Here is a 12,284-nt window from a genome sequence, read left to right as displayed (position 1 = left end):
GATATGAACTATTATAATTAAATTTTTTTCTTGTTGTAGCAGTTGGTGGATTCCGCTGGCTGCTATTTTAAATTTATAAAGAATGAGTGATACAGAAAACAAAATAAAAGCTGCCACGGTAGATCTTTTGTTAAAAGAGGGAAATTTCGGATTTACGCTATACGATGTCGCTGAAAGATCAAAGGCAAGCCGTACGGTCATTCACTATTATTTCAGATCGAGGGACAATCTTCAGGCTATTGTTACCAAAGAGATTCTTAACATTCTAGTACAACCTCGTTACGAAACATTGATTTCTAAAGACAATCTGAAAAGTAAGATTCTCAATTTTTTAGAAGAGTCGGATAAGATCTGCAGGCTGTATCCATACATCGATGTTTTTCTGATGGTAAGGCTCAAAGTCAGCAATGATCTGCAAAAATATTTTCAGGATGTGTTAGATAGTTTTAAAGATCTGATTTCAGAAGTCCAGGAAGCGATCGACCGGAAAGAGGTCAATTATCCCGATGCACAAGTGTTTTTAAGTGATCTGTTTTCACTTTCTTCCTTTTCATACATCTTCAGCAATTTTTTCCGCAGTTTAGACCTTCCTGTGCATCGCAAGTCGATTTTTGATGACTGTAAGAATAAGAACGAAAGAATTTTGGATATCCTTTTTGGTAGGAATTAATATATCACACATTGGCAATTATACTAATAAGTTGAAGGAAAATTGATGGCAATAAATTGATATTGTGTAAAGTAAAGAAAATATTTTAAAGAAAAAGCCTAAATCTCCAGTTTGATTATCGAAGTAGTAATGGAAATTTTGAACTCGGAAGTAAGTGAGAGAATAACAATGAGAAATATCACATCCAGAATAGAATATTCTACTCCGTTCATATAGTCACAGTATCAAAATAAGGATACACTCAATAATGATAAGGAATTCTCGAAGAGAGAAAATAGGATCAGATTAAAACATTTTCAGCTATATTTTTAGTTATTTACGTCATTTAAACCTGCATCAAAATTTCTGATGTAATAAATGTTTTGAAAAATGTAGCATCATTACGATAAATTTGATAACTTAAATCAATGAAAAGGAAGGATGAAATTAAGCAATATACCATAAGGAATATCATCAACTATAGAAAACTCGACTGGAGTATTTCAGATGATTTTCTGTATCTTACAGATGTACCCGAGATCTTCGAGCCTTTTGAGATGAAGCCGCATTATTTTGCCTATGGAATTATCAATTCCGGTAGCATCACGATCAAAGTAGACTACCAGAAATTTCTGATAGATGAACGTTCATTATTGATCTATCGTCCTGAACAAAATGTAAAAGTTATTAAGATAGAAGCTGGTACAAAAGGAATGTTTGTTCTGTTTACAAAAAAGTTTATGGATTATCTTTTTGAGAGTTTCTTCTCCATTGCGCCCAATTCTTTTCTGAAAAACAAATTCGGTTCTCAGGTCGTTCTTTCCAAGGAAGATCACTCGAAAATGAATACTTTGTTTACACGCACACTGGATTTTTTAGTTGCATCAGAGGCAGACAACGAACGGTGGATCTATTCCGCCAAAAGCATTCTTCTCGCATTGATCAACGAAAGCGATTTTTTGGTAAACAGGTACATCGAAAACAGAAACATCATTCATCAGCCTCGTGAGGAAGAGATAGGATACAGTTTCAAAAAACTTGTTTCAAAACACTATTTAACCTTTAGAAATATTGAATTTTATGCTCAAGAGCTGAATATCACAACCAATTACCTGCATAAAATTGTAAAAAACCAGTTTTATCAGACTCCTGCAGAGATCATCAATTTGGCGCTCCTGTCTGAATGCAAGGAGCGTTTGTCAGGTTCCAGCGAGTCAATAAGTCAAATCGCCGATCATCTTCAATTTACCAATCTTCAATCGTTCAGCCGCTATTTTAAAAAGCAGACAGGTAGTACGCCCACTTCATTTCGCAAATACAATATTTTGACAAATCCATAAAATGATAAAGTTTGTCCAACTTCTGGTAAGCAATAGGAGATGATCAATCACTAATTTTATTTAATAATTAAATTCAATTAGTATGGAACGATTAAAAGGAAAAATAGCCATTATTACCGGTGCATCACAAGGAATGGGAGAATCACACGCAAGAAAATTTATTGCAGAAGGAGCCAAGGTCATACTTACTGATCTTAATGAAGAAAAGGGAAAAAAGATTGCTGATGAATTAGGTGAAAACGCTTTGTTTATAAAGCACGATGTTTCGGATGTAGAACAATGGAAAAATGTTGTAGCGAAAGGAGAAGAAAAGTTTGGACACATCAATGTTTTGGTCAACAACGCAGGAATTTTAGGTCCGATAAAAACCGCGAAGATGGAGGCGGAGCAGCAGATGTGACACCTCTGGGCAGAATGGCAGATGCAAGTGAAGTTAGTGACCTGGTAGTGTTTTTAGCATCTGACGAATCATCGTTTCTTACGGGAACAGAGCAGGTTATAGACGGCGGGATGAGCATTCAGTAGTTGCTGAATATCAAATTTGTTTTAAGAGTGCCATTTTAAGAAAAGTGGCACTGTTTATTTTACTGACTCATATTAGATTTGGGGATAAGCTCGAATTGGAAAGAGGTTTTGTGATTTTAATCCAATGACACAATTGGTGTTACACTCTTTCTCATTTAATTAAAAAGTCTCACTTATCCTGGTCCCGTCTTGGATTTTGTAATATCTTTATCAATGATCAATAACTATTTTATCTGCAAAGCATTTCCAGGAACAATGCTTGCAGATAAAATAGTTCTTTCTTTTCCCATTTGTTATACTTTTTCAAAATGTGTCGCAGTTAACAGTAAGTCCAAACTACGGTTTATTGTGAATTTTTATATGTGATAATTTTTATAATGTATTGGCATTTAATTTTTAATTTCCTTAAATAATACCACTTATCAAATTCTGACATTATCACTGGTCTACCAAATGCTGTAAGTTTGGGTTAAATTAAGTGTTGCTTGTCGGGTATTCCGTGCCGACGAATTTTGCTCTCTTTTGCAGTGTGAAAAGAAATTGCTCATCCTCAAATAGAAAAATTTATGGAAGCACGCTGGAATGTAGTTGTAGTAGATGGAATGGTTTAGACTGATAACGAAGTTTGAAATAATTCGGAATAAGTTGCCATTTAAACAATATCTTCAGTAATAATAAGTAATTCAATCGTTTAAAAATTAAAGCCCCAAACGATAGATACGTATATTCATTAGTTTTTGTCCTAATCAATCCTACTGTCACAACATTTTACCAAAGCTCTTGAGATAATTGCTGAGACCGTAATAATCCTGGCTTAATTAGAGACAGTAAAAAATAATATAGTGTCAAAATCACTATCTTTAATACTTCAGATTACTTTAAGATATAAAAGAGGGTTTACAATCAATTTTATATGGAAAAGGTTGTATATATAAAAAAGCTATAATTAGGAATGTTTACTACTTATAATATCACGGATTTTCCATCGGAAAATAGCGTTAAAGGTATGTTTACCTTGGAACGGTTCGAATATTTGAAAAGACCTCCTAATCTTGAATGGCCCCATAAGCATAGTTTCTATGAGATATTGTGGCTCACTTCCGGTATAGCCACACAGGTAATCGATTATCATCAAAATGAAATTGAACCTAATACGCTGTTTTTTATTTCACCGGGACAACTGCACCAGATGTCTTCCACAAAAGACGTAAAAGGGTACAGTATCACTTTTACAGAGGAATTTCTGATGTTGACAGCGAATAACAAAGATAAACTTTTGTCTCTAAGTTTTCTGGATAACAGTGTTGGTCTGCCCAGTCTGCAGTTAAGTGATGAATCCCGCAATGAACTATTGAAGGTTATAGAAATGATGGAGAACGAAGCTGAACGCAAAGAGAAATCTTCAGTTATTATTGGACACTTGCTTTTTGTACTCTTGAATAAAATTCAGCGGATCGCGGATTCAAAGAGGGAAACTTACGAGCATTCGAATGTGATAAGATTTAAAAATTTTAAAAAACTGGTGGAAGAGAATTTTAAAATACACAAAAACTTACAGTTTTATTCTGACCAGATGGCAATGACCTCACACCGCCTGAACCAAATTTGTAAGCAGGTTTCAGGTAAGCCTGCAGGTGAATTTATCCGGGAGCGTATCCTTCTGGAAATCAAACGGCTGTTGATTCATAGTGATTGGCCCATAGGAGATATATCAGATTATTTAGGTTTTGAGGATGTATCCTATTTTTCCCGTCAATTCCGTGAAAAAGAAAAGATGACACCATTGGCGTACAGAAGAGAGATGTCCGAAAAGTACCAAAATTTATAACGATGCTCCTAAAGGTTTACCTTAATTTTTGATCAATTTTGTCATAATAAAACAACTTATGCATTTAATGTATAGAAATGGTAAAATTGTTATGAGTACAAAAAAATTATCAGGTAAAGTTACATTGGTAACCGGTGCCTCCAGAGGATTGGGAAAGGAAATTGCCATTCATCTGGCCATTGCCGGAGCGACCGTCATCATCAATTATAAGAGTAATGCCGCTTCTGCGGAAGAACTTGTTGACCATATAAAGAAAATGGGCGGTAATGCCGTCGCATTGCAGGCAGACGTTTCTCTGGAAGCAGATGTTAATGAAATGTTTTCAAAGATATTTAAGGATCTTGGATATGTCGATATTTTGGTCAACAATGCAGGAATTAATCCTACGTTTTCCCTGGAAGATATCACTTTCAGTGATTTTCAGAATTGTGTCAATATCAACTTAAACTCTGCATTTTTAACCTCGCAGGCAGTGATCCCTCATATGAAGAAACAGAAGTATGGGCGCATCATCAATATTTCTTCCATTGCTGCGCAGACAGGCGGTGTGATCGGGCCTCACTATGCCGCGTCTAAGGCGGCGATGATCGGACTGACCCATTCTTATGCAAAACTCCTTGCGGAATCCGGAGTTACCGTTAATGCTGTAGCCCCCGCATTAATCGAAACCGATATGATCAAAGACAATCCGTCAATAACGCCGGATCTCATCCCTGTAAAACGTTTTGGCCAACCTGATGAAGTAGCCTCTGTCGTTCTTCTCTTGGTGGATAACGGTTACATTACCGGTCAGACGTTTAATGTTAACGGAGGCTGGTACATGAGCTGATCAAATAAAGTTGATGTTATGATTTACAAAACGATACCATCCAGTGGGGAACTGCTTCCTGTCATAGGGTTAGGGACCTGGCAGTCTTTCGATACGAAGCACGATTCAGATATAATCAATCTAAGTGAAATTGTTTCTGCCTGGGCTGAACACGGTGGGAGATTGATTGATTCTTCGCCAATGTATGGAAAGGCAGAAGAGGCCATAGGTGATATTACTCACCAATCAAGATATGGCTCGGAATTATTCTACGCAACAAAGGTCTGGGCGGAAGGAAGACAAGCAGGAGAAAAACAGATAGAAGATTCATTTATTAAAATGAAAAGAAAAACAATTGATCTTCTGCAGATCCATAATCTGGTAGATTGGAAAACGCATCTGCCCTTTTTAAAAGAATTAAAGCAGGCAGGAAAAATACGTTATATAGGTTTGACCCATTATACAGACCGCTCGCATGACCAGCTGGTTGAACTTATAAAAAGTGAGGATATTGATTTTGTCCAGTTTAATTATTCCCTGTTCAACAGGAATGCAGAAAAAAAACTATTAGATACAGCTTTAGATCGTGGTGTTGCAACGATCATCAACCGTCCTTTCGGAGAAGGTTCCGTACTGAGAAATCTGTCCCGTTCACCACTGCCGGAGTGGGTAGCGGATTTAGAGTGTTCCTCCTGGGCTGGTCTTATTCTTAAATATATTATTTCGCATCCGGCCGTTACGTGCGTGATTCCTGCTACAACCAGTAAGCAGCATATTTTAGAAAATGTTAAAGCAGGATCGGAAGAACTTTTAACCGAAGTGTCCAGAAATAAGATTGTTGAATATTTAAAAAGCATTTAGAAATGAATCATTTGGAAGCTATCGAGGACATCAGGAATCTTAAAGCAAGATATTTTCAGCATCTGGATAAAAAAAATTGGAATGCTTTAGCTGACTGCCTTACCGATAAGGTAACATTTGACTATGATCCGGGGAACATCCATATTAAAGGGAAAAAGGATCTTTTGAATAATTTTGAATCAAGGCACAGACAAACAAAAACAGCCCATACAGGATCAATGCCTCAGATCGTAATTACAGGTGACAACAGTGCTATAGGGATATGGTTTATGAATGATGTTGTGGTAACTGATGACTCTGTTATTAAAGAAGGTTACGGTTATTATCATGAAGAGTACACTTTCACAGATGGCAATTGGCGTATTTCAAGTATAATATTGGAAAGGTTATTTATAAAAGTTTCAGAAAATAATTTCACAATAGAATAAATATGGATTTAAAACATTTTACTGAATCACAAGCTAAGGCTATCGGTGATCAGATCGGTATTGATTGGACTAAGACAGATTTACAAGAATTCATCATTGGTTTAGAGATAGAACTGGAACATGGCTTTCAGGATCCGGCAACTGATGTCACGGGAAACGATCCTGTTTTGACAGGTAAAATCGCCCTGGCTCATATCAATGAATTTCCGGACTATTACACCCGATTGCTTGCCTGTTTCGGTAAAGATGAAAAAGAGAACGGTGAAAAAGTTACGATCGTTGCGGAAATCAATGTACTGGATGGATATCATGATGAACTTTATGGTGCAGCAAAAGAAGTATGGCAGGCAACGCTTAAAGAAGATGGATGCGAAACCTTTTCTTTTAACATTAATAAAGAAAACGGATTAAAAATTGTCTTTTTGGAAGTATTTAAATCACAGGAGTCATTTGATTATCATGTTAATGCTGATCATACTAAAAAATTTCTGGAATTCCTGAAAGGGAGAGTCGAAAATGATCAGCCAAAGCTTTTGTTTTTAGATCAGGTTAATCATTAATAAAAAATATAAAATGGAATATAGAAGATTCGGTAATACAGGCCTTAAGGTTTCTGAATTAAGCTTCGGAACCGCAACTTTCGGGGGCAGTAATGATTTTTTTAAGGCTTGGGGAAATACCCAGGATAATGAAGCTAAAAGACTTGTCGACATTTGTATTGATCAGGACATTAACCTTTTCGATACGGCCAATGTATACTCTGATGGTTTAGCAGAGTCTATTTTAGGAAAAGCATTGGGAGCAAAAAGAAAAGATATTGTCTTATCCACGAAGGCTACCTTTCCTACGGGTCAGGGTGTTAATGATTATGGTTCGTCCGCAGTTCACCTGATGAAAGCCTGTGATGAGAGTCTTAGAAGGCTGGGAACGGACTATATTGATGTTTACCATATGCATGGTTTTGATGCGAACACGCCGGTGGAGGAAACCCTCTCAACCTTAGACAGGCTTATACAGAGTGGTAAAGTCCGTTATATTGCCTGTTCTAATTTTTCCGGTTGGCATCTCATGAAATCTTTATCTGTTTCGGAGAAGAACAGCTGGAGCAAATATGTTGTCCATCAGGTCTATTATTCGTTGTTGAACAGGGAATTTGAGTGGGAACTGATGCCGCTGGGTATTGATCAAAATATGGGTACGATGGTTTGGAGCCCACTGTCCAGTGGTCTGCTTAGCGGCAAATACCGCCGTGAAATTCAACCGGAAAATGGGAGAATTGCAGAAGGAGGCAGCCCATTAAAGTTAAATGATACAGACAAAGAAAGAATGTATGATATTGTTGATGTGTTGATAAAGCTTTCAGAAGAGCTGGGTAAAACGCCGGCGCAGATTGCCATCAGATGGTTATTACAGCGTCCTACAATTTCTAATGTAATCATTGGAGCTAGAAACGAGGAGCAGTTGGTCTCCAACTTCGGAGCTGTTGGCTGGTCATTAACTTTAGAACAGATTAAAATGTTAGATAAAGTCAGTGATGTGGATCCAATTTATCCTTATTCACATCAGAAAAATTTTCCGATGTTAAATGCTGTGGCTGATTTGTATAAATAAGGAATAAAAAGTGCTAAATAATAATTCAATAAACCCGTTGCACATTTTTTGATTTGTTTTTCGTCGCTTCGAGTAGATTTTTGAAAAAAATCGTATTGAGAAGTTTGTAATTTTGAAGATCAATTTGTTCCCGATACATTCTTTCTTCACTTTGTTACGAAAAACACTTGAACTGACGGATCTAATACCAAAATTTTGCAAAATGCACAACGGGTTTCAATAGCATCAGCTCCCTGCTGAAGATGTCGGAACATTGTGCTTGCGTTCATCATCGGATTTTGCAGAGAAATTATCTGTTCATGTCAATCATCTGAATAAGGCTTTATTTTGTTCAGATAAAATCTTAATAATCTGAAATTCTGAAATTTTACTTTTTATATAGTCTTTCAAATTAAACAAAATATATTTTCAAATATCTCGTTTTTTGGGAGAGATTATAATTCCTTTCAGCATCGAAATCCAGATTGTGGAGAATAACAGAGACAGACAGGTAATTCCAAGTCCTGTCTTGTATAAGGAATATTCAATGATTCCGGTTTTATAGGCAACAGATAGTGCCAGTATACCGAATTCCCCTGTTTGTGATAGCAGGGCGCCGCCGTACCAGCTATCCTTCCAGTTATATTTTAGTACTCGGAAAATAAGGGCGGACATTACACTATTGCTTGCCAGCACAAAAAAAGTGCCCAGCAAAACCATTTTGAAATTAGAGAACAGGTATGAAAGATCCAGGCGGAGTCCTATGGAAACAAAAAAAAGAGTAGTGAAAAATACTTTAAAAGGCAGTAGCGAATGCTCGAGCCAGTTAAAGGATTTTACCCTTCCCACCACAACTCCGGCCATAAAACTTCCAAGTGCTCCGCTTAAACCCGAAGTTTCAGCAAGTAATCCAAACCCAAGACAGATGAGCAACCCTAAAAATACCTGAAGATCGTGATCATTTTCAACAAAATTTGAAACAACAGGGAACTTAATCTCCTGTATATTTCTAATCCTTTTCAAAAGTAGAAAAATAGCAATACAGACCAATACAGGTATTATGATGTTAAGAACATCAAAACTTTCCTGACCCTGGACTTTCAGTAGGGTTAGCGCCGGGGCAAGAAGCAGGTCCTGGAATATCAGCATATTAAGAATCATTATTCCGAACATTGTTTTTAAAGTATTATGTTTCTTCAAAAACTCACTCACCACAGCAGTACTATTAAATATGAAAAGTATGGTGATAAGAAGTATATCATTCAGAGAAAAATCGGCTGTATAACCTATGGCGAGGGCACAGATAAAACTTAAAAGTATTTTCATACTCTGCGCAATAATAGGTTTTATAAGCAAACTCGTGTTGTTCGGTACGTTAATCTCCATTCCTAAAAAGAACATCAGAAAAAGAATTCCGAACTCACCAATAACTTCTATTTCATCCGGTTTTGTAAAGATCCCCAAGACGTACGGCCCTAATACTATACCTGCAATGATATACGCAATAAGATAAGGCTGGTGCAGTTTCTTCAAAAGGAGCATAATGCCCATGGTAGTAAGGCACAATAAACATATGGCCCAAAGTAATCCATTCATAACATTTTACCATTAAAGTTGATAATGAATTAATTTTACCTTTTACTATATAAAATTGGTTTTCCAAAAAGGAAAACCAATGATAATAACTGTCTGTTGTATTATTGAATTTCGATCAGCTTAGGAGGACGTTTTTTGGCTTCTTCCTTTTTAGGAATTATAAGCTTCAAGACTCCGTTTTCGTATTTGGCCTGTATATGCTCTTCATCCACCACATCTCTTGCCAGCTCAAAACTTCGCTGAAAGGCCTGATAGCTAAATTCTCTGCGGGTGTAGTTGTCATTCTGGTCTTCGGTATGATTTTTCTTTGAAGACGAGATCGTTAGCAGGTTACCTTCCAGGCTTATCTGGAAATCTTGTTTTTCCATACCCGGTGCGGCGACTTCCACCACAAAATTTTCAGGATTCTCCATGATGTTTACTGATGGGAGAGTGGTACGAGTGGAAGAATAATTATTGTTGCCCCAATTAAAAAGTTCGCGACTGAAAAAATCATCGAACAGTGTACGTGGATTTGCAGGGAGCAAATTGCCATTGTTTCTTTTTTCGATTGACATAACAAACGTTTTTTTAATGTTAAACAATAAATTAAATGATCACATTTTGAAAATTTACAAACAATATACCAAAACAAGTGTTGGAAAAAAATGTCAGATTTGAGTGAAAAAATGTCAGAATTAGGAAATTTATTATCAGACATTCTTTCAGTTTTCTAAGTTATCTTATATTTGAATCAATCAATTCACGATATTTTCAGTCGGTTTTTCTTAATTTTTCTTTCGCATTATCAGTTGGATTAAAATTCAATTGATTTCTGAGCATCGCATCGTGATAATACAGTTGTTTTTTAGTAAAATAAGCTTTATATCGACTATCATATAGATTTGTTAAGTTAGGAAATCAAAAAATAACTCCATTTAAAATTTAAAAGAGCCATTTCCCTATTTGTGAAATTAACAATTAAAACTTAGTATTTAAGCAATTGAAAACCAAACTTAATGGTGAAAGCTATTTCAAATTGCCACGATTGAAATAATTTTAAATTTCAGTTGGTTTAAAGTTCATTTCAATAGACAAATTATCCGTCGGATGGCTCCAGAAAATGAAAACAGGAATCAGATTAGCAAGGTATTGCCTTTACTGCATTACTGTTAGTTTTAGCCTTTGTTTGGTTTGCAGGTCTTATTAGGCAATAAATATGACCAGAACATTTTTATATTACGATAGCCTTATAAATAACAGCAATTTATATACGACCTCAACCCTTAGAGGTATTGAAGGATTTTCTATTAACTAATCCATGTAGTTATTTTACTACATGAACTTCCATGTTCCACTACAAAGAAACTTTTTTCACCGCTGTAGATTTGTAATGTCAAAAGAGGACAATTAATCAAGAACAAAAAATAAAATAATACGATCATGATAAAACAAATCGCCATCGCAGTCTTAACTATCGGAACCATCATATTAGGAACCAGCAATGTTCAGGCTCAGAATACTACCGCAACAACAACGGTAAATATTACCCTTAATGATGTAATTTCCATCGATGCGGGAAGTACTGCAATCGGGAATACGGTTGACTTCAACTATGTTACTGCAGCAGACTATAATTCTGATCAAACGGTTACTAAAGCCAACTCTTTAAAAGTGACTTCAACAAAAAACTTTAATGTAAAAGTAAAAGCAGGAGGCGCAAATTTCATGAATGGAACCAACCTGATCCCTGTCAATGTATTGACCATCAAGGCAGCTACAGCTTCAGGAACCATGGGAGGAACAAAAAGCGCTGTTGTTTTATCTGCAACAGATCAGACTTTGGTATCAAATGCTCCGCTTGGAAGTGCCTTAACACTGAATTTGGACTACATGATTCCAGCGTCAAAATCGTCATCTTCTGATATCTTAGGTAAACCGGCCGGAACGTATACTCAAACAGTAACTTATACAGCAACAGCTTTATAAATAAATTTTTCATATTAATATTTTGTGATTTGGTGTTTCGAAGGCTTCCTGCAGGAGGCCTTTGATTTTGTTTGTACTGATTCCGCTATGGAGAAAATTCAAAAAGATGGTAGCAAATTTATCAACCCATAAATATTTTTTGTAAAACCTTAAAACAAATTATAAGCAAACGGTAATTTATATTACGACAGCTTTATAATAGAAATAACAGCAGTTTATATAGACCCTCAAAACTTAGCAAGTTTTGGGGGCTTTTCTATTAACCGGTACGTGTAGTTATTTTACTACATGAACTTACATTTTACACTACAAAGAAACTTTTACCGCCGCTGTAGATTTGTAATGTCAGAAGAGGACAACTAAATAAAAGAATAAAAAGTAAATAATACAATCATGATAAAACAGGTCGCCATCGCAGTCTTAACTATCGGAGCCATTATATCAGGAATCAACAATGTTCAGGCGCAGAGTACTGCCGCAACAATAACCGTAAATATTACCCTGAACGATGTTATTTCTATTGATGCGGGGAGTACCGCAATTGGTAAGACAGTTAATTAACTGTGCTACTGCAGCAGATTTTAATTAGAAATATCAATAAAGTACTTCTTTCTTATTCAAATGCAGATCACAAAATATAGTACAGCGGCTGATATTCAGTAAAAAAGATATAATGACAAACTTCCTCAAA

14 protein-coding genes are annotated in these 12,284 nt (G+C 36.0%); 12 read left to right on the top strand and 2 right to left on the bottom strand.

Features of this window, described 5'->3' with window-relative positions; all coding sequences use genetic code 11:
- Positions 1-82: 82 nt before the first annotated feature.
- From BUA89_RS22080 to BUA89_RS22040, 10 genes are all read left to right on the top strand, one after another.
- A complete protein-coding gene (locus tag BUA89_RS22080) occupies positions 83-670 on the top strand; it encodes a TetR/AcrR family transcriptional regulator (RefSeq protein ID WP_072964099.1) in 588 nt (195 codons plus the stop codon).
- A gap of 407 nt (positions 671-1,077) precedes the next feature.
- Positions 1,078-1,989: a helix-turn-helix domain-containing protein gene (locus BUA89_RS22075; RefSeq protein WP_072964097.1), complete on the top strand. Its 912-nt coding sequence runs from the start codon at positions 1,078-1,080 to the stop codon at positions 1,987-1,989.
- 82 nt (positions 1,990-2,071) lie between these two features.
- A complete protein-coding gene (locus tag BUA89_RS23360) occupies positions 2,072-2,389 on the top strand; it encodes an SDR family NAD(P)-dependent oxidoreductase (RefSeq protein WP_228420669.1) in 318 nt (105 codons plus the stop codon).
- A gap of 14 nt (positions 2,390-2,403) precedes the next feature.
- Positions 2,404-2,514, top strand: a complete 111-nt coding sequence (locus tag BUA89_RS23355; protein WP_317043415.1) for an SDR family oxidoreductase — start codon at positions 2,404-2,406, stop codon at positions 2,512-2,514.
- 952 nt (positions 2,515-3,466) lie between these two features.
- Positions 3,467-4,342 (top strand): AraC family transcriptional regulator, encoded by an 876-nt coding sequence (locus BUA89_RS22065; RefSeq protein ID WP_072964095.1) that lies wholly within the window; start codon positions 3,467-3,469, stop codon positions 4,340-4,342.
- Positions 4,343-4,433: 91 nt separating this feature from the next.
- Complete coding sequence (locus BUA89_RS22060; protein WP_072964158.1) at positions 4,434-5,171, top strand: 3-oxoacyl-ACP reductase family protein; 738 nt, start codon at positions 4,434-4,436, stop codon at positions 5,169-5,171.
- Positions 5,172-5,189: 18 nt separating this feature from the next.
- Positions 5,190-6,011: an aldo/keto reductase gene (locus tag BUA89_RS22055; protein WP_072964093.1), complete on the top strand. Its 822-nt coding sequence runs from the start codon at positions 5,190-5,192 to the stop codon at positions 6,009-6,011.
- A gap of 2 nt (positions 6,012-6,013) precedes the next feature.
- On the top strand, positions 6,014-6,439 hold the full coding sequence (locus tag BUA89_RS22050) for a nuclear transport factor 2 family protein (protein WP_083531760.1): 426 nt from the start codon (positions 6,014-6,016) through the stop codon (positions 6,437-6,439).
- 2 nt (positions 6,440-6,441) lie between these two features.
- On the top strand, positions 6,442-6,999 hold the full coding sequence (locus tag BUA89_RS22045) for a DUF5661 family protein (RefSeq protein ID WP_072964091.1): 558 nt from the start codon (positions 6,442-6,444) through the stop codon (positions 6,997-6,999).
- 13 nt (positions 7,000-7,012) lie between these two features.
- The gene (locus BUA89_RS22040) at positions 7,013-8,050 is read left to right on the top strand and encodes an aldo/keto reductase (RefSeq protein WP_072964089.1); all 1,038 of its coding nucleotides are present in this window, start codon (positions 7,013-7,015) and stop codon (positions 8,048-8,050) included.
- A 408-nt stretch (positions 8,051-8,458) separates the two neighbouring features.
- On the opposite strand, the gene BUA89_RS22035 is transcribed toward BUA89_RS22040, so the two are convergent.
- A complete protein-coding gene (locus BUA89_RS22035; protein WP_394363800.1) occupies positions 8,459-9,580 on the bottom strand; it encodes a cation:proton antiporter domain-containing protein in 1,122 nt (373 codons plus the stop codon).
- A 146-nt stretch (positions 9,581-9,726) separates the two neighbouring features.
- Positions 9,727-10,182, bottom strand: a complete 456-nt coding sequence (locus BUA89_RS22030; protein WP_072964154.1) for an Hsp20/alpha crystallin family protein — start codon at positions 10,180-10,182, stop codon at positions 9,727-9,729.
- A gap of 865 nt (positions 10,183-11,047) precedes the next feature.
- On the opposite strand from BUA89_RS22030, the gene BUA89_RS22025 reads away from it, so the two are divergent.
- Complete coding sequence (locus BUA89_RS22025) at positions 11,048-11,593, top strand: peptidoglycan-binding protein LysM (RefSeq protein ID WP_072964085.1); 546 nt, start codon at positions 11,048-11,050, stop codon at positions 11,591-11,593.
- A 393-nt stretch (positions 11,594-11,986) separates the two neighbouring features.
- On the top strand, positions 11,987-12,154 hold the full coding sequence (locus tag BUA89_RS23020) for a hypothetical protein (RefSeq protein ID WP_228420667.1): 168 nt from the start codon (positions 11,987-11,989) through the stop codon (positions 12,152-12,154).
- Positions 12,155-12,284: the final 130 nt, after the last annotated feature.

The organism is Chryseobacterium arachidis (assembly GCF_900129245.1).
Taxonomy (GTDB): domain Bacteria; phylum Bacteroidota; class Bacteroidia; order Flavobacteriales; family Weeksellaceae; genus Chryseobacterium; species Chryseobacterium arachidis.
Note: the sequence above shows the minus strand (reverse complement) of the source record. Positions and strands in the feature narration are given on the sequence as shown.

Excerpts from the sequence above, each read along its gene's own strand:
- BUA89_RS22080 (WP_072964099.1), top strand. The coding sequence starts at position 83 with ATGAGTGATACAGAAAACAAAATAAAAGCTGCCACGGTAGATCTTTTG.
- BUA89_RS22075 (WP_072964097.1), top strand. The coding sequence starts at position 1,078 with ATGAAAAGGAAGGATGAAATTAAGCAATATACCATAAGGAATATCATC.
- BUA89_RS23360 (WP_228420669.1), top strand. The coding sequence starts at position 2,072 with ATGGAACGATTAAAAGGAAAAATAGCCATTATTACCGGTGCATCACAA.
- BUA89_RS23355 (WP_317043415.1), top strand. The coding sequence starts at position 2,404 with ATGGCAGATGCAAGTGAAGTTAGTGACCTGGTAGTGTTTTTAGCATCT.
- BUA89_RS22065 (WP_072964095.1), top strand. The coding sequence starts at position 3,467 with ATGTTTACTACTTATAATATCACGGATTTTCCATCGGAAAATAGCGTT.
- BUA89_RS22060 (WP_072964158.1), top strand. The coding sequence starts at position 4,434 with ATGAGTACAAAAAAATTATCAGGTAAAGTTACATTGGTAACCGGTGCC.
- BUA89_RS22055 (WP_072964093.1), top strand. The coding sequence starts at position 5,190 with ATGATTTACAAAACGATACCATCCAGTGGGGAACTGCTTCCTGTCATA.
- BUA89_RS22050 (WP_083531760.1), top strand. The coding sequence starts at position 6,014 with ATGAATCATTTGGAAGCTATCGAGGACATCAGGAATCTTAAAGCAAGA.
- BUA89_RS22045 (WP_072964091.1), top strand. The coding sequence starts at position 6,442 with ATGGATTTAAAACATTTTACTGAATCACAAGCTAAGGCTATCGGTGAT.
- BUA89_RS22040 (WP_072964089.1), top strand. The coding sequence starts at position 7,013 with ATGGAATATAGAAGATTCGGTAATACAGGCCTTAAGGTTTCTGAATTA.
- BUA89_RS22035 (WP_394363800.1), bottom strand. The coding sequence starts at position 9,580 with ATGGGCATTATGCTCCTTTTGAAGAAACTGCACCAGCCTTATCTTATT.
- BUA89_RS22030 (WP_072964154.1), bottom strand. The coding sequence starts at position 10,182 with ATGTCAATCGAAAAAAGAAACAATGGCAATTTGCTCCCTGCAAATCCA.
- BUA89_RS22025 (WP_072964085.1), top strand. The coding sequence starts at position 11,048 with ATGATAAAACAAATCGCCATCGCAGTCTTAACTATCGGAACCATCATA.
- BUA89_RS23020 (WP_228420667.1), top strand. The coding sequence starts at position 11,987 with ATGATAAAACAGGTCGCCATCGCAGTCTTAACTATCGGAGCCATTATA.